The sequence below is a fragment of the Cobetia sp. LC6 genome, assembly GCF_030264805.1.
Classification (GTDB): Bacteria; Pseudomonadota; Gammaproteobacteria; order Pseudomonadales; family Halomonadaceae; genus Cobetia.
The window spans coordinates 159,129-182,056 of the sequence record NZ_JASSPL010000003.1; the positions used below are offsets into that span (position 1 = coordinate 159,129).

Annotated in this window: 20 protein-coding genes and 1 other RNA gene; 9 read left to right on the forward strand and 12 right to left on the reverse strand. The window is 63.9% G+C overall.

Annotated features, from left to right (window positions below):
* Window positions 1-47 precede the first annotated feature (47 nt).
* The 3 genes from ubiH to QQF40_RS05685 form a co-directional block, all read right to left on the reverse strand.
* Entirely contained in the window at window positions 48-1,310 is a 1,263-nt protein-coding gene (gene ubiH / locus QQF40_RS05675; RefSeq protein WP_285460677.1) for a 2-octaprenyl-6-methoxyphenyl hydroxylase, read from the reverse strand.
* 4 nt (window positions 1,311-1,314) lie between these two features.
* Window positions 1,315-2,658 carry a Xaa-Pro aminopeptidase gene (pepP, locus tag QQF40_RS05680; RefSeq protein ID WP_175088947.1) on the reverse strand — a complete coding sequence of 448 codons (1,344 nt, stop codon included), beginning with the start codon at window positions 2,656-2,658 and terminating at the stop codon, window positions 1,315-1,317.
* 176 nt (window positions 2,659-2,834) lie between these two features.
* Window positions 2,835-3,476, reverse strand: a complete 642-nt coding sequence (locus QQF40_RS05685; RefSeq protein WP_064503223.1) for a UPF0149 family protein — start codon at window positions 3,474-3,476, stop codon at window positions 2,835-2,837.
* Window positions 3,477-3,736: 260 nt separating this feature from the next.
* On the opposite strand from QQF40_RS05685, the gene QQF40_RS05690 reads away from it, so the two are divergent.
* From QQF40_RS05690 to QQF40_RS05700, 3 genes are all read left to right on the forward strand, one after another.
* On the forward strand, window positions 3,737-4,114 hold the full coding sequence (locus QQF40_RS05690) for a cell division protein ZapA (RefSeq protein WP_285460678.1): 378 nt from the start codon (window positions 3,737-3,739) through the stop codon (window positions 4,112-4,114).
* A gap of 73 nt (window positions 4,115-4,187) precedes the next feature.
* Window positions 4,188-4,370, forward strand: a non-coding RNA gene (ssrS, locus tag QQF40_RS05695) — 6S RNA.
* Between the two features lie 22 nt (window positions 4,371-4,392).
* A complete protein-coding gene (locus QQF40_RS05700; protein WP_175088945.1) occupies window positions 4,393-5,109 on the forward strand; it encodes a 5-formyltetrahydrofolate cyclo-ligase in 717 nt (238 codons plus the stop codon).
* A 774-nt stretch (window positions 5,110-5,883) separates the two neighbouring features.
* Here the strand turns inward: QQF40_RS05700 and ilvA are convergent.
* The gene (gene ilvA, locus QQF40_RS05705; protein WP_279878201.1) at window positions 5,884-7,407 is read right to left on the reverse strand and encodes a threonine ammonia-lyase, biosynthetic; all 1,524 of its coding nucleotides are present in this window, start codon (window positions 7,405-7,407) and stop codon (window positions 5,884-5,886) included.
* Between the two features lie 236 nt (window positions 7,408-7,643).
* Between ilvA and rpiA the strand changes: the two genes are divergently transcribed.
* Window positions 7,644-8,315, forward strand: a complete 672-nt coding sequence (gene rpiA / locus QQF40_RS05710) for a ribose-5-phosphate isomerase RpiA (protein ID WP_054556388.1) — start codon at window positions 7,644-7,646, stop codon at window positions 8,313-8,315.
* Between the two features lie 9 nt (window positions 8,316-8,324).
* Window positions 8,325-9,050, forward strand: a complete 726-nt coding sequence (locus tag QQF40_RS05715; protein WP_285460679.1) for a DUF3157 family protein — start codon at window positions 8,325-8,327, stop codon at window positions 9,048-9,050.
* A 118-nt stretch (window positions 9,051-9,168) separates the two neighbouring features.
* On the opposite strand, the gene QQF40_RS05720 is transcribed toward QQF40_RS05715, so the two are convergent.
* A complete protein-coding gene (locus QQF40_RS05720; protein ID WP_285460680.1) occupies window positions 9,169-10,023 on the reverse strand; it encodes an outer membrane protein OmpK in 855 nt (284 codons plus the stop codon).
* Between the two features lie 348 nt (window positions 10,024-10,371).
* On the reverse strand, window positions 10,372-11,640 hold the full coding sequence (locus QQF40_RS05725; protein ID WP_043331634.1) for a NupC/NupG family nucleoside CNT transporter: 1,269 nt from the start codon (window positions 11,638-11,640) through the stop codon (window positions 10,372-10,374).
* A gap of 319 nt (window positions 11,641-11,959) precedes the next feature.
* Here QQF40_RS05725 and QQF40_RS05730 point away from each other — a divergent pair, with 319 nt between their 5' ends.
* Entirely contained in the window at window positions 11,960-12,736 is a 777-nt protein-coding gene (locus QQF40_RS05730) for a DeoR/GlpR family DNA-binding transcription regulator (RefSeq protein WP_175088940.1), read from the forward strand.
* A 149-nt stretch (window positions 12,737-12,885) separates the two neighbouring features.
* Here QQF40_RS05730 and waaA read toward each other — a convergent pair whose 3' ends face one another.
* From waaA to QQF40_RS05745, 3 genes are read right to left on the reverse strand one after another with little or no spacing between them, the layout of a single operon-like run.
* Window positions 12,886-14,208 carry a lipid IV(A) 3-deoxy-D-manno-octulosonic acid transferase gene (gene waaA / locus QQF40_RS05735; RefSeq protein WP_285460681.1) on the reverse strand — a complete coding sequence of 441 codons (1,323 nt, stop codon included), beginning with the start codon at window positions 14,206-14,208 and terminating at the stop codon, window positions 12,886-12,888.
* Window positions 14,209-14,210: 2 nt separating this feature from the next.
* Window positions 14,211-15,641 (reverse strand): bifunctional D-glycero-beta-D-manno-heptose-7-phosphate kinase/D-glycero-beta-D-manno-heptose 1-phosphate adenylyltransferase HldE, encoded by a 1,431-nt coding sequence (gene hldE / locus QQF40_RS05740; protein WP_285460682.1) that lies wholly within the window; start codon window positions 15,639-15,641, stop codon window positions 14,211-14,213.
* Window positions 15,641-16,804, reverse strand: coding sequence for a glycosyltransferase family 9 protein (locus QQF40_RS05745; protein ID WP_285460683.1), 1,164 nt, complete (start codon window positions 16,802-16,804; stop codon window positions 15,641-15,643). The genes hldE and QQF40_RS05745 overlap by 1 nt, the downstream gene beginning before the upstream one ends.
* A gap of 4 nt (window positions 16,805-16,808) precedes the next feature.
* Here QQF40_RS05745 and QQF40_RS05750 point away from each other — a divergent pair, with 4 nt between their 5' ends.
* The 3 genes from QQF40_RS05750 to QQF40_RS05760 all read left to right on the forward strand — a co-directional run bounded on the left by QQF40_RS05750 (window position 16,809) and on the right by QQF40_RS05760 (window position 19,775).
* Window positions 16,809-17,591, forward strand: a complete 783-nt coding sequence (locus QQF40_RS05750; protein WP_352230717.1) for a 3-deoxy-D-manno-octulosonic acid kinase — start codon at window positions 16,809-16,811, stop codon at window positions 17,589-17,591.
* A gap of 202 nt (window positions 17,592-17,793) precedes the next feature.
* A complete protein-coding gene (locus QQF40_RS05755; protein WP_175088935.1) occupies window positions 17,794-18,639 on the forward strand; it encodes a glycosyltransferase family 2 protein in 846 nt (281 codons plus the stop codon).
* Window positions 18,640-18,641: 2 nt separating this feature from the next.
* Window positions 18,642-19,775, forward strand: a complete 1,134-nt coding sequence (locus QQF40_RS05760; RefSeq protein ID WP_285460685.1) for a glycosyltransferase family 4 protein — start codon at window positions 18,642-18,644, stop codon at window positions 19,773-19,775.
* 148 nt (window positions 19,776-19,923) lie between these two features.
* On the opposite strand, the gene QQF40_RS05765 is transcribed toward QQF40_RS05760, so the two are convergent.
* From QQF40_RS05765 to rfaD, 3 genes are all read right to left on the reverse strand, one after another.
* The gene (locus tag QQF40_RS05765) at window positions 19,924-20,835 is read right to left on the reverse strand and encodes a hypothetical protein (protein WP_285460686.1); all 912 of its coding nucleotides are present in this window, start codon (window positions 20,833-20,835) and stop codon (window positions 19,924-19,926) included.
* Window positions 20,832-21,851, reverse strand: coding sequence for a lipopolysaccharide heptosyltransferase II (gene waaF, locus QQF40_RS05770; RefSeq protein ID WP_285460687.1), 1,020 nt, complete (start codon window positions 21,849-21,851; stop codon window positions 20,832-20,834). The genes QQF40_RS05765 and waaF overlap by 4 nt, the downstream gene beginning before the upstream one ends.
* Window positions 21,852-21,968: 117 nt before the next feature.
* Window positions 21,969-22,925: an ADP-glyceromanno-heptose 6-epimerase gene (rfaD, locus tag QQF40_RS05775; protein WP_175088931.1), complete on the reverse strand. Its 957-nt coding sequence runs from the start codon at window positions 22,923-22,925 to the stop codon at window positions 21,969-21,971.
* Window positions 22,926-22,928: the final 3 nt, after the last annotated feature.

Sequence of the window (22,928 nt, forward strand, 5' to 3'; positions counted from 1 at the left end):
TCTGCGAGGCTCTGCCCACGAGCCAAGTAAGCGAGCACTTACCAACCTCAGCGCTCAATACCCATCGAGCGTTTGGCCAACAGGCGCTTGAGCGGCGAGACCAGATTGAGTCCGATCAGGCCCGCTGCCCGTGCATGCCCCAACCAGCGACTCTCGACCCCGAACAGGCGGATCAGGCCATCGCTGAACAGCACCACATTGTCGCGATCCGCTCCGCGACGCTCCTCGAAGTCACTCAGCACGCTGGTGGCCCCCGGCGACTCGCCACGCGTCAGGCCCGCCTCGATGGCCGCGACCAGGTCGGTCACGCCGCGCAGCGCCAGATTGAAGCCCTGCCCTGCCACCGGGTGCAGGGCGTGGGCGGCATTGCCGAGCACCGCAAGGCCGGGGCGTGTGCCTTCGCTGGCACGCACCAACGACAGCGGATAGGCGTGGCGTTGCCCGACACGGCGAAAGCGTCCGGCGCGTTCACCGAAGGCGCGCTGCAGCGCCTGCAGGAAGTCGCTGTCGGGCAGCGCCATCAGGCTTTCCGTGTCAGCGGGGGAGCGCGTCCACACCAGCTCCATGCGCTTGCCGGCCAGCGGCAGCAGGGCCATCGGGCCTTCACTGGTAAAGCGCTCATAGGCGACTCCCAGGTGAGGCTGGCTCATCTCCACCGTGGCGATCAAGGCATGCTGCTCATAGTCCTGCGCCGCACTGTGGATGCCGAGGCGCTCCTTGAGTCCGGAGCGACCGCCATCCGCCAGCACGGTCAGCTCAGCCTCGATCAGGCGACCATCCTCGAGCGTGAGGCGATGGCCTTGTGCCGTGACAGCAATCTCTGCCACGCGCGCCGGGCAATACCAGGCCAGCGGCAGCTCGGCCAGCTGGCGATGCAGCACCTGGCCCATCCAGGCATTGGGAATCACGTGGCCGAGCGCGGCCACCTCGAGTTCGGAGGCTCGCATGCGCGTCGCACCCAGGTGGCCACGCTCACTGACATGGATGGTGCGAATCGGCGTGGCGTGCTCGCACATCGCCTCCCAGACCCCGAAGTCGGTGAACCGCTGACGTGAGCCCGCCGCGATGGCGCTGGCACGTGCATCGAAACTTGGCTGGAAGCGCCGGGCATCTGCCGTCGCGGCGGGCAGCTCATTGGCCTCGATCACGGCGACACGCAACGCTGCGGCCTCACGGCCCTTCTCGTCGGACACACGCGCCATCAGCGGCGCCAGCGCACAGGCCAGGCTGGCGCCCACCAGGCCGCCGCCGATGATCACGATGTCGAAGTGTTCGGCATCACGCCCGCTCATGGCGTCAGGCTCGCTCATGACGTCAGGCCTCCGCGCGCATCAGCGCCTCGATGGCCTCGACGGACTTGGGCACGCCATGACTCAACACCTCGTGACCAGAGGCAGTCACCGCGACGTCGTCCTCGATGCGAATGCCGATGCCGCGATATTCGACGGGAATGTCGCCGTCCTGCGGAATGTAGAGACCCGGCTCGATGGTCAGCACCATGCCCGGCACCAGCGGGCGTGGCTCACCCGCTTCGCGATAGCTGCCCACGTCGTGCACATCCAGCCCCAGCCAGTGCGAGGTGGAGTGCAGATAGAAACGACGGTAGGCATCGCTCTCGATCAATTCCTCAACCTCGCCCTGCAACAGGCCCAGCTCGACCAGCCCCGTGGTCAGGTCATGCACCACCTGCTGGTGAATGCCCACCAACGTTGCACCCGGCACCACGGCGGCCACCGCGCGCTCCTGCGCCTTGAGCACGATCTCGTACAGACGGCGCTGCGGCTCACTGAAGCGGCCATTGACCGGGAAGGTACGCGTGATGTCGCCGGCATACAGGGCGTACTCGGCGCCAGCATCGATCAACACCAGCTGACCATCCTCCAGCGGCGCGCGATTCTCGATGTAGTGCAGCACACAGGCATTCACGCCCGCCCCGACGATGCTGGTGTAGGCCGGAGCCGGCGCGCCCTGCCACTGGAATTCATGCTCGATCTCGGCCTGCAGATGATACTCGTGCAGGCCGGGACGGCTGATCTGCATCGCACGCACATGCGCGCGCGCAGAAATCTCGGCGGCGTGACGCATCAGTGCCAGTTCACGCTCATCCTTGATCAGGCGCTGCTCATGCAGCAGCGGCGCGAGATCCTCGAAGGCGGCCGGCGGTCGTGCTCCGCGACGCACCGCGGCGGCCAGCTCATCGCGCAGCGCTTGAGCCAGCGCCAGAGCTTCATCATCCTCGAACAGTACATAAAGGCGCTCGCGGCCATCCAGCAGGCTAGCCATCACCTCATCACGGGCCTCATTGGTGAAGGCCTGATCGAAGCCTGCCGTGGCGACGGCACCTTCGGCGCCGATGCGGATGCCGGTCCAGGCTTCGGCCAGCGGGTCCTTCTCCTGACAGAACAGCACGCTCTCGCCTTCGGCGCGTCCGGGCAGCATCAGCAAGGCGGCCTCGGGTTCCGGCCAGCCGGTCAGATAGTGGAAGTCGCTGTTCTGACGGAAGCTGTATTCACTGTCGCGGTTGCGCTGGGCCAGGCCCGACGAGACCACCAATGCGGCAGCCCCCTGCGGCAGCTGCGCGATCAGGCGCTGGCGGCGTGCACGAAAATCCTCTGCCGTCAGGGCAGCAGGTGCGGGCAGGATGGCTGGGGCAGTCATGGCAATCTCCGTCGAGAACCCGCCAGGCATGGCGCGTTCGAATGACAAACAGGCGTGATGCTGTAGATGGGGTCACCCGCCCTCTTGCACCAGCCCTGCGTCGGATGCGGTGCAAGTGGTGGGTGACCATCGATTCAGTGGCTAGCGATTGAGCAGATGCTGCTACAGATACTGACTCAGTGGGTGTCGGTACGCGAGCTGACGCCAAGGCTGCCCTCGAGACCGCCTTCCGGCAGCTGGTCATCGCTGGGCTTCTCGACGTCCGGGTTGCCCGGGTGCTGCTCGGTATACAGCAGCAAGGCCGCCATGCGCACATGGTCAGCCAGCGCGAACAGGTCGGCCTCGTCCTCGGCGTTGTCGTCGTCGAGGTCTTCGGCGTTGGCGAGGCCACTCGAGATGGCTTCGACATCGCTCAGCGCATCCTTGAGCGCCTGGCTCCAGCCACTGCGGACATCGTCATCGGCACCGGCCAGTTCTTCCTGGAAGCCCAGCGTCCATTCGCGCAGGCTCTGACCGCGTTCGGCCAGCGAGAACATGTCATCCGGCAGCAGCGGCTCGAAGCTCATCTCGCTGGCGGCCAGACGCTCCTGATTGCGCGTGCGCCAGGTGAGGAAGACTTCACCAGCTTCACGCGTGGCCGGCTGCTCTACCCCCAGCGAGGCGCAGACACGCGCCAGCCAATCCTCGGCACTGATGTCATCCAGCGCCAGTGCGGCTACCAGCTGACCGTCGAGGAAGGAGGGATTGTTGAGGCTGCCGTGAGCCAGGAAGTGGTCAGCGACGAGCGAGAAGTCGAAGGTATCGTTGATGATCGCCATGATGCGGCCCCATTGAGTCAGTGAGAAGTGGTTCTGTAGCGGGAGAATGGCATCTGGAGGATGTGCTGCAACACAAGGCAGCCGCGCCGCGCGGCGCGTTGACCCTCCAGAAGCGGCTCTCTATAGTGGCTCGAGAATGCCCCCATCTTACCGCACTGGCCCTCCTTCTGGCTTGCCGTCCTGACTGCGACGGTGACGCACTGACAGCAGGACGTCGGCATCAATCTGGATGACGCCGGACAAGGCCCGAGAGGATCTACATGAGCGATTCCGCCACCCCACGCAATACCACCGAGATCAGCCTGCTCGGCCGCAGCTATACCGTCAGCTGTCAGCCCGGCGAGGAAGATGGCCTGACCCGTGCGGCGGCTTATCTGGATCTCGCCATGCAAGGCATCCAGCAGCGCGGCAACACCATCAGCGCCGACAAGGTCGCCCTGATGGCCGCGCTCAATATCTCACATGAGCTGATCAACAGCCGTGACAGCGAGCGCGCCCTGCAGCACGACTTCGAGACTCGCCTCACCGCGCTGGACCGTCAACTGGATGCCGCGCTCAGTCAGCTGCCAGCCGACTATGCCGATCAGGCGAAGACACGCGCCGCTGAGCGTAAAAACGCTTCAGAATCAAACAACTGATACATTCAGGCAACAGATTGTTCCCGACAGGATTAGCCCTTGGGCAGGCAGGCGGGGTTTGGTAGACTGGATGAGTTCTCTGGGGTGTACGACAGTTGCCGATGTCCCTCGAGCTTATAAGCTATTCCCAGGGAGTCCACTGCGCAGTGCTGTGTGCATGTCCGTGCGTCGGAACGCCTGATGCGCTGCGCGGGACTACCCACCTTGAACCGCTGGGTTCAAGGGCCCCCGGTAACACCGGCACCTTGGAGAACCCTGTCTGACGGAGATTGTCAGGCATGCACAAGCCCCCCGCGGTCTATGCCGCACCCGCGAGCCCACGCTCGCCACTCCCTTCTGCAGCACTCGATACCACGCTCTGGGCGCTGCCCAGCGAGCTCGATCACCCTCAGGCCGACCGTCGTGCGCTTCGCCGTCTGCTGCGCCAACGCCGCCGTCAGCTACCGCCTGCCATTCGCCTGCAAGCCGAAGATGCGCTCCTGCGTCAGCTGAAACGGCTGCCGGAACTGCTGCGCGCCCGCCACGTCGCCCTGTATCTGCCCTACGATGGCGAGATCGATGCCACGCGCCTGTGCGATTGGCTGCAGCGACGAGGGGCGAAGGTCTATCTGCCGGTACTGCGTCCATTCGCGGCCAATTCGCTATGGTTCGTGCGCTACGACGGCCAGACACCCCTGGTCAGCAATCGCTTCGGCATCGCCGAACCGGACACCCGTCATGGTGCTTCCAGGGCGCGGCGCCTGCCTGCCTGGGCGCTGGATATCGTGTTGATGCCGTTGGTCGGCTTCGATGGGCGCGGGGCTCGTATCGGCATGGGGGGCGGCTTCTATGATCGCAGCTTCGCCTTTACCCGCCGCCCCGGCCCAAGGCCACTGCTGATCGGTCTCGCCCATCACTGCCAGAAGGTCCCCGCCCTGCCGGTACAGCCCTGGGACATTCCGCTGGATGCCATCGTCAGTGATCGCGAAGTCGTACGCCCTGCTCGTGCTGAATGAGACGCTGGGCGTTTTGACGAGATCGATGGCACGACCACGAGGCGACTGAGAGACAGTAGAGCGCGAGGGGGAAAAGCAGGCAGAAAGGGGGCTGTTTGCGAGGAGGCGAAGCAGAAACTCAGTGAAGTCAGAAAGGGGCAAGCTGAGGGGAAGTCGGGGAGCTGGAAAGCTGGGAGTTGAAAAGCCTGACAGAAGGAAGGTCATGTCATCGGGGCGTGGCGCCAGAGAGACTGGCGCCAGCAGCACCGCTACCGCCGGTGAGGGCAGCAGCGCAGGATTCAGGAACCCATTACGGTCTGGGCGTAGCCGGTTGCCACTACACCAATCCCGAAAATGAATACCAGGGCCATGACCAGATCGGGCTTACGTTTCATGAGAGCGGGCTTCTTCTTATATCGTCAGTGGCTTTCGCGTGACGGTTGTCGATGACTGTCTTCCTGACAGTGACCAGATGATAGGCATCTGACTTCTGTATGACAATCACCATGCAATCGTTTGAATGGACGCTTTTCCACGCAGCTTTTGATGTCTGGTCACCCCTGCTGACCAGAGCTTCTGTCAGAAACACCGTTCTTTTTCGCACCTGGCATGAAATGTGGAATTTCCTGCGGCATGCCCGCCGGAAACGCATGAAAAAGCCCCGGCCTTCCACGTGAAGGCCGGGGCTTTTCTATCCACGAATGTGACCAATGCAGCATGATGGGTCGCGCCTCAGCTCGCCGCCTTCAACGCCAATGACTCATATAGCCGTCATCGCCCCATCGCTTGCCTCGCTCAGGACAGGAACAGGCGATAGGCGGGATTGTCGCTCTCTTTCCAGAAGCGATAGCCGATCTCATTGAAATATTCCTCGACCCGAACACGGTCGCCATTGGGGATCTGCATGCCGATCAATACCCGCCCATGCGACGCGCCGTGGTTACGGTAGTGGAACAGCGAGATGTTCCAGTCCGCCGGCAGGTGAGTGAGGAAATTCATCAGGGCTCCCGGGCGCTCCGGGAATTCGAAGCGATAGACCTCTTCCTCGAGATCGCTGGTCGTTCGCCCACCGACCAGATGACGCGTGTGCAGCTTGGCCAGTTCATTGTCGGTCAGGTCTTCCACCGCATAGCCCGCCTCACGCAGCTTCTCGACCACAGCAGCACGGTCCTCACCACCCGGCTTGACCTGCACGCCGACGAAGACATGCGCTTCCTCCGGATTGGCATAGCGATAGTTGAACTCGGTGACCATGCGCTTGCCGATCACCTTGCAGAACTGCTTGTAGGCCCCCGGACGCTCCGGCAGCGTCACGGCCAGAATCGCCTCACGCTGCTCGCCCAGCTCGGTGCGCTCGGCAATGTGCTGCAAGCGATCGAAGTTGGTGTTGGCGCCGGAGTTGATGCAGACCAGCGTCTCCCCTTCCGCGCCTGACTGCTGGACGTATTTCTTGAGGCCCGCCAGTGACAGTGCGCCACTGGTTTCGGAGACGGCGCGCGTATCCTCGAAGATATCCTTGACCGCTGCACACATCTCGTCGGTATTGACGGTGATGACCTCATCGACGGTGTGCTGGATGAGCTCGAACGGTGCCGCGCCGATCTGCGCGACCGCCACGCCCTCGGCGAACACGCCGACCTGGTCCAGCACCACGCGTTCGCCGGCTTCCATGGCGGCCTTGAGGCAGGCGGCATCTTCCGCCTCGACCCCGATGACGCGGATCTCGGGACGCAGGTACTTCACGTAGGCCGCGACACCGGCGATCAGACCACCACCGCCGACCGGCACGAAGATCGCATCGATCTTGCCGGGGTGCTGACGCAGGATTTCCATGCCGACGGTGCCCTGGCCGGCAATGACATCCGGGTCGTCATAGGGCGGGATGAAGGTATAGCCGTGCTCGTCCATCAGGGTACGCGCGTGGGCCAGTGCCTCGGGGAAGGCATCGCCCTTGAGAATCACCCGCGCGCCGCGCTCGCGCACGGCCTGCACCTTGATTTCCGGCGTAATGCGCGGCATCACGATTACTGCCTTGACGCCCATCAGCTTGGCCGCCATTGCCAGGCCCTGCGCATGATTGCCGGCCGAGGCCGCAATCACACCGCACGCCTTCTGTTCATCCGTCAGCTGGGCCATCTTGTTGTAGGCGCCGCGAATCTTGAAGGAATAGACAGGCTGCAGGTCTTCACGCTTGATGAAGATGTGATTGCCGAAACGGCGCGACAACAAGGGTGCCGGCGAGAGCGGAGTTTCATGGGCGGCCTCGTAGACACGAGCCGACAGGATTTTCTTGACGTAATGTTCGAGCATTATAGGAATGTCCTGATGTGTCACAGCGCAGGCCGCATGAGCGCGACCGAACCCCCATTGTTATCAGACCGCTGGCGAGAGCGTCCAGCGCCATCGCGGGGTTTGCCGTTATAATGTGGCGTTTTCCGGCGTTGCGCTTCACGTCAAGCCGTTTCCAGCGCCTGTCGGCGATAAACTGCTGGCCACGCAGGGAAGACCGCGCCAATACCCACTTTCACCACCGCCCCACCAACCCGAGGTATCACATGACCCAGGATGAGCTGAAGCAGGCCGTGGCCCGCGCCGCCCTTGACGAGATTCGCCCACTGCTGAGCCGCGACACCATCATCGGCGTCGGCACCGGCTCGACGGCCAATCTGTTCATCGATGCGCTGGCGGAAGTGCGTCACGACTTCGCCGGTGCCGTCGCCAGCTCCGAAGCCACTGCCGAGCGCCTCAAGGGCCATGGCATCGACGTCTTCGAACTCAACCATGTCGGCACCGTGCCGGTTTACGTGGATGGTGCCGACGAGATCGACCCGCGCCTGGCGATGATCAAGGGCGGCGGCGCCGCGCTGACCCGCGAGAAGATCGTCGCGGCCTGCGCCGAGCGCTTCGTGTGCATCGCCGATGGCTCCAAGCAGGTGGATATTCTCGGCGGCTTCCCGCTGCCGGTGGAAGTCATTCCGATGGCGCGCTCCTATGTGGCGCGTGAGCTGGTCAAGCTGGGTGCCGACCCGGTCTACCGCGATGGCGTGCTGACCGACAACGGCAACCGCATCCTCGATTGCTACAACTTCCTGATCGAGGATCCGATCGCCATGGAAGCGCGCATCAATGCCATCGTCGGTGTCGTCACCAATGGTCTGTTCGCGGCACGCGGTGCTGATGTGCTGCTGGTGGGACGCGAAAGTGGCGTCGAACGCATCACTGCCTGAGGAGCTGGCATGACGATGAATCTGCGCCCACGACTGCGCCTGGCGACCGCACTGCTGCTGGCAGCCAGCGCAAGTCCGCTGGCGCTGGCCGATAGCCTGCCGATCAGCCAGCCAGTCACCGTGACGCTCGACAGTGGCGTCAAGATCCTGCTCAAGCCGGACCACAGCTGGGAATATCAGCTGGATGAGGTGCAGGCCGCGTCCGCCCCGACCACACAACCGTCCGGGGAAGCTGGCGCTGGCAGCGCGCTGGTGCCGACCTCGACGGCCGTGCCGGTGACGGCGGCGGTCACTCCGGCTGGCGCCTCGGCCTCACCATCAGCCGGAGCGGCCGCCGCCAACGGCAGCAACGCAGCGCCTGACAACGCGTCACGCCTCAACAGCAGCGCGCTGGCCAATCCGCGGCTGTTGAGTGAAGGCCACCGCGATGGTCTGGTCGCGCGTCTGTCCTCGGTGAGCGAAGAGGATGACGAGGCGCTTCTGCAGTTCAGCCTCGACAACACGGCCGGCCAGAGTGTCATCGGCGTGCAGGCCAGACTCCGCCTGTACGCCGATGATGGCCATCTGCTCGCGACGCGTGAGGTGCCACTGTGGGTCGGTGAATATCGTCTGCCCCAGACCTACCTGCGCCCCGGCCAGACACGCGATAGCCGCGAGGTACGCGTCTCGCTGCCCGAAGGAGAGTGGTCACGTCAGCTGGTGCGCGTGGAAGTCACCGAGGTGGAGTTCCGCTGATCTCCAGATGCCGGTCTTCAGGCGCCAGACACCACAGTAGCCAGACGAAAAACGGGAAGCCCTGAGGGCTTCCCGTTTCTGTTTTAGCGACGGTCGCTCAGCGAGAGCGAAGCGGTGATCAGAATTTGTAGTTGATGCTGAAGTAGTTGCCGAAGCCGGTGGTGTCCTGGCGAACGCCGGTGGCAGTGGAGCCATCGGTGAAGAATGCCATGTTGTTGTAGTACTTCAGGCCATAGCCGATCGCATAGCGCTGGGTGTGGTAGTAGATACCGTTGAACCACTCCATACTGTTGACGCTGCGGCCCGCCTGGCTGCCCACTTCATCGGCATCGAACTTGTAGTCCAGATAGCCCTGATAGGCGACGAAGCTGCCATCATCGAAGTTGACGAACGGCTTGAACCAGTTGGTGGAGGCCATGTAGCCGTCCCACTTGCTCTCATCTTCACCGCCGTAGTTCTCACGCACGTAACGCGCGTAGAGGTTGAAGCCCATCTTGCCGAACCACGGCACCTGCACATCACTGCCCAGACCGACGTAGTGCTCCCACAGACCGCCGAATTCACCATTGTCACCGATGTTGGTGACGGTGGCGATGTAGAGCTCATCCACCGGGCCGAAGGACAGGTCGTAACCGGTCATGGCGTCCAGCGAGAAACGCGGCGCCAGCTTGGCGAAGAAGTTGTCGCCGTCGTTCAGGTCATCCGAGCTGTCGTCCAGCAGGTCGAAGAAGTCGACATACCCGTAGAGATCGACGATGCCTGAGCGGCCGCCGAACTCCATCTCCAGGTAGGTATCTTCGCTGTTGCGGAACGGCAGGCGGTTGTCTTCACTGCGCATCAGGTTGAAGGTCAGCCACTTGTAATCATTGGCGTGGATATCGCCATTGAAGTCAGTAGCCTGCGCCGGTGCTGCAGCAGTCAACAGCGTGGTGGCAGCCAGAGTGCTGGCTGCGAGGGTCTTGAGCATGGTCATCGCGTAACGGTCCTGTCCTGAATGATGAGACTGTTCGAATTCTTGTGGTCTTGCCCGCTGAGCGGGTCTTGTCGCCATGAAGTCCGACGAAGGCGCGGGAGTGAAACTCGCAGGGGCCCAGTCCGGAAAGGCGGCGATGTTAGCACTTCCTCGCAAAAACGACAGAGCGACATTTCGAGGATGATCAACGTGCCATCGACGACAATGTGAACCGTTTCACACTCTCGCCAGGCAGCTTGTCACCCCCGGCTTTCCCGAGATGACGTCCCGATGTTTCCTCGCTTGCCGCCCGGCGCATGCCGACAGGATGGCTTCCGTCGACTGACCGGGCGGAGAGCGAGGAATGCATCAGGCCGCCAGCGCCAAGAAGAAACCGGCAATCGCCGCCGACATCAGATTGGACAGCGTGCCGGCGAGTACCGCCTTGAGCCCCAGGCTTGCGATCTCATGACGGCGTGTCGGTGCCAGGCTGCCCAGCCCCCCCAGCAGGATGGCGATCGACGACAGATTGGCGAAGCCGCACAGCGCGAAGGACAGCACTGCCATGGTGTAGGGCGTCATTACCGCGCCAGTGGCCGCGACGATGCTGTCACCGCTGAGGTAGGGCGCCAGATTGATGTAGGCGACGAACTCGTTCACCACCAGCTTCTGGCCGATGAAGGAACCCGCCAGGGTCGCCTCGCTCCACGGCACGCCCAGCAGGAAGGCCAGCGGCGCGAACAACCAGCCGAGAATCATGTCGAGACTCAGCGTGTCCATGCCGAACCAGCCACCCACGCCGCCGAGAATGCCGTTGATCAGGCCGATCAGCGCGATGAAGGCCAGCAGCATCGCCCCGACATTGGCCGCCAGCTTGAGGCCGGAAGACGCCCCGGACGCCGCGGCGTCCAGCACATTGGAAGGCGCATCATCATCCTTGAGGGCGGCATCGGCGAGAGCGATCGAGTCGTCCGGCTTCTCCGTCTCCGGGAACAGCAACTTGGCGAACAGCAGTCCGCCGGGTGCGGCCATGAACGATGCTGCCACCAGATATTCCATCGGAATGCCCAGCGCCGCATAGCCGCCCAGCACCGAACCGGCGACGGAGGCCAGGCCACCGCACATCACGGCGAACAGCTCGGAGCGCGTCATGCTGGCCAGATACGGCTTGACCACCAGCGGCGCCTCGGTCTGACCGACGAAGATGTTGGCCGTGGCCGAGAGTGACTCGGTACGTGACGTGCCCAGCACACGCTGCAGGCCGCCACCCAGCAGGCGAATCACCCACTGCATGATGCCGAGGTAGTAGAGCACCGCGATCAGCGACGAGAAGAAGATGATGATCGGCAACACCTTGACCGCGAAGATGAAGCCGACACCACTGCCCGGATTGGCCAAGCTGCCAAACAGGAAGTTGATGCCCTGATCGGCATAGTTGACCACCTGGCTGACGGCACCGGAGACACCGGCCAGCACTCCCTGGCCGAAGGAGGTGTAGAGCACGAAGGCGCCGATGGCCAGCTGGATGGCAAAGGCACCACCCACGGTACGCAGGCGAATGGCGCGTCGATTCGACGACAGCGCCACGGCAATGAGGATGAGCGAAGCCATCCCGACGAGACTCATGAGGGGATTCATTGGGAAGATCCTGAGGGTTCTTGTGGTTGTTATGAGTGCTGCGTGCAGGGCTGCGACGACCCGTTCTCAACGTCGTGCAGTGTTATCCTGCATTCTCACCATGTTCAAAAAGTCACAGCCTGACCAAATAGTCAATACGTCCGTTTTACCTCACGCCCACTTGTCTTCCAGTGCCAGACTGGCAATGACAGGGGCATTTTTGAGGTTCTCCCTGTGTGTCAGTGGTTTATCATCTGCTTCTGACGTGGGACGTGGCGCTTCAGCCCAGTTTTTCGCCAACGCTCCCTCATCGGAACCGGCACCAAAGGACAAAAGCCGCATGAACAATCACAGCGCCGCCCGACTCGACCGCCTGCAGGCCATTCTGCGCGAAGGCAGCCCTCTGCAACTGAGCGACGCCGCACAGCTATGCGCCGTCTCGGAGATGACCATTCGTCGCGACGTGGCGCACAGCAACGGACTGCTGGAAATTCTGGGAGGCCGCCTGTTGCTGGTCGATTCATCCGCCGGCAGCGTCTATCGCCTGGATCGCGAGATCGACGCCAGCGCCCCGATCAAGCAAGCGCTGTGCCAGCAACTGGCCAATCATATCGAGGATGGCGACACCCTGTACGTGGATTGCGGCACCACGCTGGTCCATCTGGCGGCCGCCATCGACCGCCAGCAGACGCTGACCCTGGTGACCTGCGCCCTGAATGTGGCCAATGCGGTCGGCCATCTGCCCGGGGTGCGGCTGGTGATGCTGGGGGGCCTTTTTCACCCGGCCACGCAGTCATTCACCGCCACCGACATGCCGGAGGCCATCCGCCGTCTCGGCATCAACAAGGCCTTTCTCTCGGCGGGCGGAGTACATGCCGAGCGAGGCGTCAGCTGCTTCCATTTCCATGAGGTCGCGGCCAAGCAGGCCGCGCTGGAAAGCGCGATGCAGCGCTTCTTGATCGTCGATGCGCGCAAGTTCGAGATGGTGCGCCCCGCCTTCATCGCCCCACTGAGTGACTTTGATGTGGTGATCAGCAATGCCAGCCCCGCCGCACGTGATTGTCTGGGAGCGCTGGAGGCAGAAATGGGCGTGACGGCCGAGCTTGTCGACTGCTGAGCAGCTGATTGTCTTGCAGGAAGGAGCCAGGCCACTCGCAGCGCCAGACCAATGCCAAACACCTGGATTCATAGAATAACCGCCGCACGATTGTGCGGCGTTTTCTGTCTGACCAGACAGTCAATGCACACTTTGCGTGCGCGGGGACGTCACAGCGGCAGGTGGTGCTCGAGCATCGCCAAGGTGCCGCTCAGCGCGCCACGATTGCGCGCCACGACCTGACTGGCCGCCAGGCCTGCCATCTGCTGCGCGGCCTGATCCGAGAACAGCGCATTCACCGCTTCGGCCAATGCCGCGTCATCCGCGACGACCTGGAGCGCGCCTTCCGCGGCCATCGCCTCGGCAATCTCGCTGAAGTTGTCCAGCGATGGGCCACTCAGCAGTGGCAGCCCCAACGCAGCGGGCTCGAGCAGGTTGTGCCCGCCGATGGGTACCAGACTGCCGCCGATGAAGGCGATATCACTGGCCGCATACAGCGTCAGCAATTCCCCGAGACTGTCACCGACCAGTACCGATACGGCATCAGCCACGTCGGTGCCGCTCTCTGACATGTCACTGCGCCGCAGGCTGCTCTCGCCGCGCGCCTGACACCACTGCGCCGCCTGAGCGGCCACTGCTTCGAAGCGCTGGGGATGGCGTGGCACCAACAGCAGCAAGGCTTGAGGATGCTGGTCACGTACCACGGCATGCGCCGCGAGCATCTGGCCGTCCTCGCCGTCATGCGTCGAGGCTGCGATCCATACCGGCCGCTGCGCGAATGACTGGCGCAGCGCCTGTCCGTCGGCAACGACCTGTTCAGCAATGTCCAGTTCGAACTTGAGCGAGCCGACGGCCGTGCCGCGCGCTGGCGGCAGACCGAGCGCCATGAAACGCTCCAGATCCTGCTGCGACTTGGCCGACAGACCACTGACGTGGGCGAGGCTGTCGCGCATCAGGGCGCTGATCCTGCGATAGCGCTGGAAGGCGCGCGGTGACAGGCGGCCATTGATGACGCACAGCGCAATGCCATCCCGCGCGCAGGCGGCCATCAGGTTGGGCCACAGTTCGGTTTCCACCATGATCGCCAGCGCCGGACGCAGCCGGCGCACGAAGCGCCGCGCGCTCAACGGGAAATCCAGCGGCAGGTAATGGTGTCGGGCCGGGGCAAGCTCCGACGAGCCCTGCGGGGTGTGCAGCAGACGTGCGGCCTGCGCAGCGCCGGTGGCCGTCATGGTCGTCAGCACCAGCGGGCGCCGTGGGTAGCGCTGACGCAGCACCTCGACAAGACTCGCCACCATCACCACCTCGCCCAGCGAGGCGGCGTGCAGCCAGATGGGGCGCTCACTGTCGGGCGTGGTGTTCGGCGTGGAGGGGATGATACCCAGCCGCTCCAGGCGCGGGTGCTGGGCATCATGCTCGCGCCAGACCCGCTGCCAGATGAGGGGCGACAGCAAGGTCAGCGCGGTGCTGTAAAGGCCACGGGCAAGGCTCACGCCTAGTCCTCGCGATCGAGAATGGTGGCGATCATCGCGGTGGTGGAGACGCCATCCTCGAACCCGAGCACACGGACTTCACCGCCATTGGCGATCACCGCCTCTCCCCCGGCGATCTCTTCGGGGCGATAGTCGCCGCCCTTGACCAGCACATCCGGCAGCACGGCTTCGATCAGACGTGCCGGGGTGTCTTCGCTGAAGGGCACCACCCAGGCGACCGCGCCGAGGCCCGCCAGCACCTGCATGCGCCGCAGCACCGGGTTGATCGGGCGTGTCGGCCCCTTGAGGCGTGCTACCGAGTCGTCGTCGTTGACGGCCACAATCAGGCGATCGCCATGGCGCGCCGCTTCCTGCAGATAGGCCACGTGACCAGCGTGCAGGATGTCGAAGCAGCCATTGGTCATCACCACGCGCTCGCCGCGTGCCTGGGCGGCCTTGACTGCCGGGATGAGCGCCGCTTCCTGGATCACGCCGAATTCCGCCAGCTTGTCGCCGTGCAGTGCGGTGTAGAGCTCCGCCACCGACAGGGTCGCGGTACCCGGCTTGGCAACCACCAGACCCGCGGCCAGGTTGGCCAGCATCACGGCTTCCGGGAAGGCGTGACCGGCCGCCAGCGCCAGACCCAGCACACCGATCACGGTATCGCCGGCACCGGTGACGTCGTAGACCTCACGCGCATGCGTCGGCAGGTGCAGCGGCTGATAGCCCTCGCGGATCAGGGTCATGCCCTTTTCGCTGCGGGTCACCAGCAGGGCTTCCAGCTCGAGCTCGGCACGCAGCGCCTCGCCCTTCTCGGCCAGTTCCTCATCGCTGCGGCACGGCCCGACGATGGTCTCGAACTCGGTCAGGTTGGGGGTGATGATGCTGGCGCCGCGATAGCGCGAGAAATCACTGCCCTTGGGGTCGACCAGCACACGCTTGCCCGCCGCACGCGCGGCGGCGATCAGCGCCTCGACCTGATTCAGCGAGCCCTTGCCGTAGTCGGAGAGAATCATCACGCCACTGGCGCCCAGTTCGTCCTCGACCTGGCTCACCAGCGCGCTGGTATCCACCTCGTGCAGCGGCTCCTCGAAATCGAGGCGCAGCAGCTGCTGGTTGCGGCTCATCACGCGCAGCTTGGTGATGGTCGGCACGCTGTGACTGGCCTGAAAGCGCGTGATGACATTGGCGTTTTCCAATGCGCGGGTAAGGATGGCGGCGTTGTCATCCTGACCGACGACACCGGCCAGGGTGGCGTGTGCGCCGAGCGAGGCGATGTTGAGCGCGACGTTGGCAGCACCGCCGGGGCGGTCTTCGCTCTCGCCGACTCGTACCACCGGTACCGGCGCTTCCGGCGAGATGCGTGAGGTGCCACCGTGCCAGTAGCGGTCGAGCATCACATCACCCACGACCAGCAGGCGAGCCTGTTCAAGCGCAGTCAGATCAAGCTTCATCAGGCGTCTCCGCGTGCAGAGGGGGATTGGGAAGAAGAGGTATCCGTAGAGGAGACAGCCGCGACCGGCAGACGTTCGCAGCTCTGGCCGCGAATGACGCCATCGGTGTCCGCCAGCAGCTCAGCGAGACGCGCGATGACATCCTCGGCGCGGATCAGGCTCATGGCGTCCTGATGGCGCACGCGCTGGCCCCAGTTGATCTCGTCCATCTGCTTGTGAAGATAGGTCTTCACGGCGTCCGGATAGCGATTGACCACCAGATGCTGCCAGCAGTACGGCGCCGCACGCTCGGGATTGGTGGTGGCGTACAGACCGATCACCGGGGTGTTGAGCGCATTGCCCATGTGCACCGGGCCGGAATCCGGCGCGATCACCGCCACTGCGCGATCGATCATCGCCAGCAGGCCCTTGAGCGAGGTGCCACCGATGGCATCGATGACCGCGCCTTCGCTGACCAGCGCCTTGATGCGTGCGCCCATTTCACGCTCCTGCGGGCTGCCGCCACCGGTCATCACGCTGCGGATGCCATATTGCTGCCAGGCATGATCGACGACCGCCGCATAGCCTTCCGGCGACCAGTTGCGGAAGTTGCGCAGTCGCGGATTGGCACACGGGCTGATGATCAGATACGGCGCCTCGCCGGTGACGCGTGCGGCTTCGGTGTAGGCCTCGGACGGCACATCGAGCCGCCAGTCGAGGCGGCAGTCCTCGACACCCAGCGTACGCGCGAAGTCCATGAACGACTCCAGCACGTGGGCGCGCTCTCGCGGGGCCAGCTGATGGGTGGTAAAGAGGTACTGCCAGTCCTTGGCGCGCGCACGATCGTAACCGATGCGCACCTTGGCCTTGAGGCCCAGCGACAGCGCACTGGCGCGCAGCGCCTGCTGCATGTGCAGCAGCACATCGAAGCGCGTGTCCTTGAGCTGTCGCCAGATGGCACGCATGCCCGCAAGACCGGTGGACTTGTCGTAGACCACGAACTCGACCCCGGTCAGGCCGGACAGTAGACTGTGCTCCCCCTTGCCGACGATCCAGGTAATGCGGGCCTCAGGCCACTGACGCTGCAAGGCGCGTACCGTTGGCACAAGATTGCAGACATCGCCGAGAGCGGAGAGCCGGAGCACGCAGATATGTGCGGGCTGGGCAGGGAGAGGATGCTTCATGCGGATGGCAGTTTTCCGAAATGAGAATGCCCACATTCTATATGATGGCGAAACAGCGCCACAAATGACGCCGGACTGGTTCATGCCATCGTTCTGGCGTGAACACGACGCCGTGACCGGCGAAGCGCCGGGGCGCGGGGCGAGTCTGTTCCTTGATGTCTGTCGTTTGCCAGCCGAGCTGCAACCCGCCAATACCACCGCGACACCGGCTCGCCGCTGGGCACTGCGCCCCTATCGTCGCGGCGGCCTGATCGCGAAGCTCGCCAGTCAGCGCTACCTCTATACCGGCCTTGAGCGTACCCGCGCCTTCGCCGAACTGCGCCTGACGGAGCGTCTGTATCGCCAGGGGCTGCCGGTGCCAGAGCCCGTCGGCGCCTGCGTGTGGCGGCATGGCCTGACCTACGAGGCCGCCCTGATCACGGTGCTGATTCCCGGCGCACGCGCCTTCGCCGATGACCTGATCGCCCTCGAAGCACAGCGCCTGCCTGCCGGGGCCGAGCTGCCCGACACCTTGCTCCGCCTGCTCGATACGGCTGGCCACGCCATCCGTACCGTGCATGACGCGGGGCTTGAGCATGTCGATCTCAACGCACGCAACCTACTGATCGATGAACGCGGACGCGTCTACGTGATCGATCTAGATCGCTGCCAGCTGCATGCCAAGACTCCCTGGGATGCACGCTGGCGCGAAAGCAACCTCTCCCGCCTGGGCCGCTCGCTGGCCCGCTTCACCCCGACACATCATGCGGCGTGCCTGGCACGCATCCGCAGCGCCTATCAAGCCTGAGCCGACCAGGACTGCCCCTTCACGCATGGCGCTTCCGATCGGCACTTCAGAACACCGCCCGGCAAGGCATCGTCGGCCATGCGGTGTACGATAGCGACATGAATCGTCGGCAGACGCTTCGCCCAGGCGAGCCTGCCACTGCGTCCCATCGGCGCCTGCCACACCCCGTCGTGCTGCAGGCGCTCTCAAGACAGAGACCGTCATGAACACGAGCGACGAGGCCTCGGCCGCCCCTTCACCCGATGGCAAGCTGCGCACTGCGGTGCCCATCACCGGCTGCGTCATCACCCTCAATGAAGCCCACAACATCGAGGACTGCCTGCGCTCGCTGGCCCAGGTCTGCGATGAGTTGATCGTGGTCGACTCCGGCTCCACCGATGCCACCTGTGAGCTGGCGCGCGACATGGGCGCCGTGGTGATCGATCAACCCTACCTGGGCGACGGGCCGCAGAAGAATGTCGGGCCGAGCCATGCCAGCCACCGCTGGGTGCTGTCACTGGACGCCGATGAGCGCCTGACCGACGGCGCCGTCAGCGCCATCCGGGCACTGGCACTCGACAGCACGCCTCACGATGGCTTCGCGCTGCGCCGTCGCAACTTCATCGGCTCGCGCTGGGTACGGCATGCCGGCTGGTATCCCGATTACTGCCTGCGCCTGTATGACCGCGAGAAACTCGCCTTCCGCGATTCGCGTCAGCACAGCTCGGTGCAGGCCAACCATCCCTGCGAGCTGGACGCCGATCTCGAGCATTACAGCTTCGCCAATCTCGGTGAACTGTTCGTCAAGGCCAGTGGCCGTTTCTCGAACCGCGCCGCCAAGATCATGTATCAGAAGGGAAAACGCGCCAACGCCTTGACTCCCTTCCTACATGCCAGCAATGCCTTCATGCGCAAGTTCGTCTTCCAGGCCGGCTTCCGCGATGGCGTCGATGGCTTCTCGGTGGCGCTGTCGGCCAGCGTCAATGCCTACCTGAAATACGCCAAGCTGCTGGAATTCCAGCGCGACGCCAAGGTGCGTGAGGCCGAAGATTTCAACAAGGTATGGTGACCATGACCTCTAGCTGTGAGCCGACTGCCGCGCGAGGTGTGACGCGCCCGCTTCACGTACGCCATGTCAATCTGGCACGCGGCTTTCGCGGCGGTGAGCGCCAGACGCTCAACCTGATCGCGGACCTGGCGCGACGCGCAAGCCCGGGGAAAGACGGGGAAGCCGGCGCACCGATCCGCCAGTCACTGGTGTGCCTGCAGGGCTCGCCCTTGATCAGCGAACTGGCGGCGCTTGAGCTGGCCGTCACGGTGGATGTGATCGAGGTCAGCGGACGCTTCAAGGGCCATCTCGGCCAGCCCCGCGCCGATATCGTGCATGCTCATGAAGCCAAGGCCGTGCACTGGGCATGGCTGCATCAGCGCCTCACCGGCACGCCTTACCTGCTGACACGCCGGGTGCCCCAGCCGGTGAAGGACAAGCCGTTCAATCGCCTGACCTATCGTGCGGCCGCCTGCCGGGTGGCGATTTCGTCGGTGATCGAATCTCACCTGCGGGAGCGCCAATGGGGTGAGACGGCGTTGATCCCCAGCACTCTCGCCCACCTGCCCAGCGACAAGCAAGCCGTGGCCGAGCTACGCCAGCGCTTCGGTAATACGTCCGCGGGGGGGCGCATCGTCATCGGGCATGTCGGCGCACTGGTGGACCGCCACAAGGGCCAGCGAGTGCTGATCGAGGCGGCCCGCAGGCTGCGCGACAGCCACCCGCAGCTGCTCTTCGTCTGCCTGGGTGCCGGCGAGGACGAAGCGGCCTTCAAGGCGGAAAGTGCCGATCTCGACAATCTGGTCTGGGAAGGCTTCCACACCAATGTCGGCGACTATCTGGAAGCCTTCGATCTGTTCGCCTTTCCATCACGCAATGAGGGCCTCGGCTCGATTCTGCTCGACGTGATGGATCACGGTGTACCGATCATCGCAAGCGATGTGGATGGCATCCCCGATATCGTGCATGACGACAGCACCGGCGTGCTGGTGCCCACCGGCGATGCACAGGCATTGGCTGCCGCCATCGAGGGACTCGTCGCTGATGCACCACGTCGGGAGCGACTGGTCGAGGGGGCACGGGCGCATCTGGCACGCTTCACTCCCAGCGCCATGGGCGAGGCCTATCTGGGGCTTTATCAACGGCTGGCACGCTAGACCGCTTTTCATCCCAGACACCTGGCCCACAAGCACCTATCATGCAGGCACCCATCACCCGGCTAGAGAACGAAAAAAGCCCTGTTTCATGTGAAACATCACAATGAAACAGGGCTTTTTTCGCTTTTCCAGACAGCAGGTCAGCAGCTCAAGCGCGCGAGTCACCGTCCTCCAGACCGCGGAGATCCGGCCAGCCTTCGTCCACACCCAGCACGGGATAGGTTCTGGGGTCCAGCGGGCCGGGCTCGCTTTCGGGACGACACTCTTGCAGCACAGCCTGCAGACGCTGCAGAGCCTCATCGCCTTCGGCACCGGCGGTCACCCTGTCCCAGAACTCGCGGTGCACCGCCTTGATGACGACAGGCACGCTGGGTACACCAACCTGTTGCGCCATCGCCAGGCGATGCAGGCCACGATTGATCTTGAGCAGACGGCCATCGCGCGTCACCGCGACGCCCATCTCGTCCTTGGTGATGCCCTGGCGGAAGCCATTGGCGGCCATGTCCTGCAGATAACCGCGATAACAACGCAGATAGCCGAGAATCTTCTCTTCGCTGTCCATCAATAGCCCATCACGCGGTGACGACCACGGCTTGCCTGCATCCAGCAAGGCCTTCAAGTGCTGATAGCGCTCCGTCACCGTCAGGTCATCGCCATGCTCGATCAAGTCCCGCATAAGACGCGAGCGTGAACCGAAGCGGAAGGCACCGCGCCGCAGGTCCCAGTCGCCATCCCAGATGAAGGCGTTGGAGGAAGGCCGGTTGCGCTTGTCACGCCCGAAGTTGACGTCACGCACCAGCTCACGCGGATTGACCCAGACCGTCAACGCCTCCTGCCCCATCACGTCTTCCAGCGCATGACGCGGCAGGCCACGGCGCTCAAGGGACTGATGGCGTGCACGCTGGCGTTTCCAACGCATCAACCAGCAACGACTGAACGGCAGAATCAGGTGGTGCTCGCACCAGGCACGCAGCGCCTCTATCCGCTGAGCACGCTGCATTGCCCCGCGCATGCGCGGGTGGATCAGATCATCCGTCGTGCGGTTTCTCGGCAGGTTCACCGCGCATCCTCATCCAGCGAGATCGCCGTCAACAGACGCTCGGGAGCAATATGGTTCAGACAATTGGTATGCCCCAGCGGACAGACGCGCTTGAAACAGGGGGAACACTCCAGCGCCAGCCAGTGGATCTCGCGATTGGCCGTCAGCGGTGGTGTGTAATGCGGCGACGAGGAGCCGTAGATGCCCTGGATACGGGCCCCTACCGCGGCCGCGACATGCATCAGGCCGGAATCATTGCTGACCACTTCCCGACACTCGGCGATCAGATCCACCGCATCCGCCAACCGCGTCTTGCCACACAGGTTGTGAACGCCTGCAAGCCCCTGGGCGATCTCCTCCCCCGCCGCGACATCCTTGGGGCCACCGAAGATACGCACCTCGGCCCCTTGCCGGGTCAATGACTCGGCAAGCGCGCGAAAGTGCGCCAGTGGCCACTGCTTGGCCGGGCCATACTCCGCCCCCGGCATCATGCCGATGATGGGCGCTGGCGGCGCCATCAGCCCCAACTCGCCGCGCAAGCGCAACTGATTGGCGCTGTCGGTGACCAGAGCGGGCTCCGGAATGCCCACTGGCGGATTGGCCTCCTCAACGGGCAGGCCCAGCGACGTGAAGCGCTTGACGGTCTGATCGAGCACCGACTTGTCGAGCTTGCGGCACTCGGTGAGCAGGCCGTAGCGCTGCTCACCAGTGAAGCCGACGCGCACTGGAATGCGCGCGAAGAACGGTACCAGCGCTGACTTCCACGAGCGCGGCAACACGATGGCGCGGTCGAAGCGCCCTCGCAGCGAACGCCCGAGCTGCCAGCGCGCCTTGAGAGCAAAGTCACCATGCCCCGCCGGCAGCGCCAGTACCTCCTCGACCTCGGGCATGCGCTCGATGATCGGCTGCGACCAGGCGGGCGCCAGCACACTGATCCGGCAGCCGGGCGAGCGCTGCTTCAGCGTCATGAACAGGCTCTGCGCCATCACCATGTCGCCGATCCAGCTGGGCCCGACCACCAGAATGCGCTCACTCATGCCTTGCTCCTCTTCACGGCCAATCCTCCTTGCGGGTGCGCTTGCCCTGCCTCGTCACCCTTGCGAGGCAGGCGCTCGCACTCAGTCCACCCGTGCTCAGTCCATACGTGCTCGAACTCAGCGATTCAGCCATTCGAGATAGGCGCGGGTGCCCTGGGCAACGGTCTTGAATTCGACGTTGCAGCCGGCCTTGCGCAGCTTGCCGATGTCGGCACGCGTGAAGCTCTGGTAGCGGCCCTTGAGGTTTTCCGGGAAGTCGATGTACTCGATCTCGCCCTTCTCGTAGTACTCGATGACGGTCTCGGCGATCGCCTTGAACGGCTCGGCGCGGCCGGTACCCAGATTGAAGATGCCGGAGGCTTCCGGGTGATCGAGGAACCACAGGTTCACGTCGACCACATCACCGACATAGACGAAGTCACGGCTCTGCATGCCGGCTTCAAAGCCATCGTAGGCACCGAACAGCTTGGGGTTCTCGCCCGCCTTCACCTGGGTGTGATGGTGATAGGCAACGCTGGCCATCTTGCCCTTGTGCTGCTCACGCGGGCCGTAGACATTGAAATAGCGGAAGCCGACGACCTGGGTGGTCAGGCTGTCCCAGCGCTGGCGCACGTGCTGATCGAACAGCAGCTTGGAGTAGCCGTAGACGTTGAGCGGACCTTCGAACTCTGGCGTTTCCTTGAAGACCTGGCTGTCGCCGTAGGTCGCCGCGGAGCTCGCGTAGAGGAAGGGAATCCGGTTCGCTTCGCAGAAGTTGAGCAGCACCTTGGAGTACTCGAAGTTGTTCTCGAGCATGAACTGGCCGTCCCACTCGGTGGTATCCGAGCAGGCACCTTCATGGAAGATCGCCTCGATCTTCGGCAACTCGGCATACTCGCCCATCAGGCTCGACTGGACACGAATCAGGAAGTCGTCCTTGTCGAGGTAATCGGCGATGGTCAGGTCCGCCAGATTGACGAACTTGGTGCCGTCACTCAGGTCATCCACCACCAGGATATCGGTACGGCCGCGGTCATTGAGTGCCTTGACGATATTGGCACCGATGAAACCGGCGCCTCCGGTAACGACGATCATTTG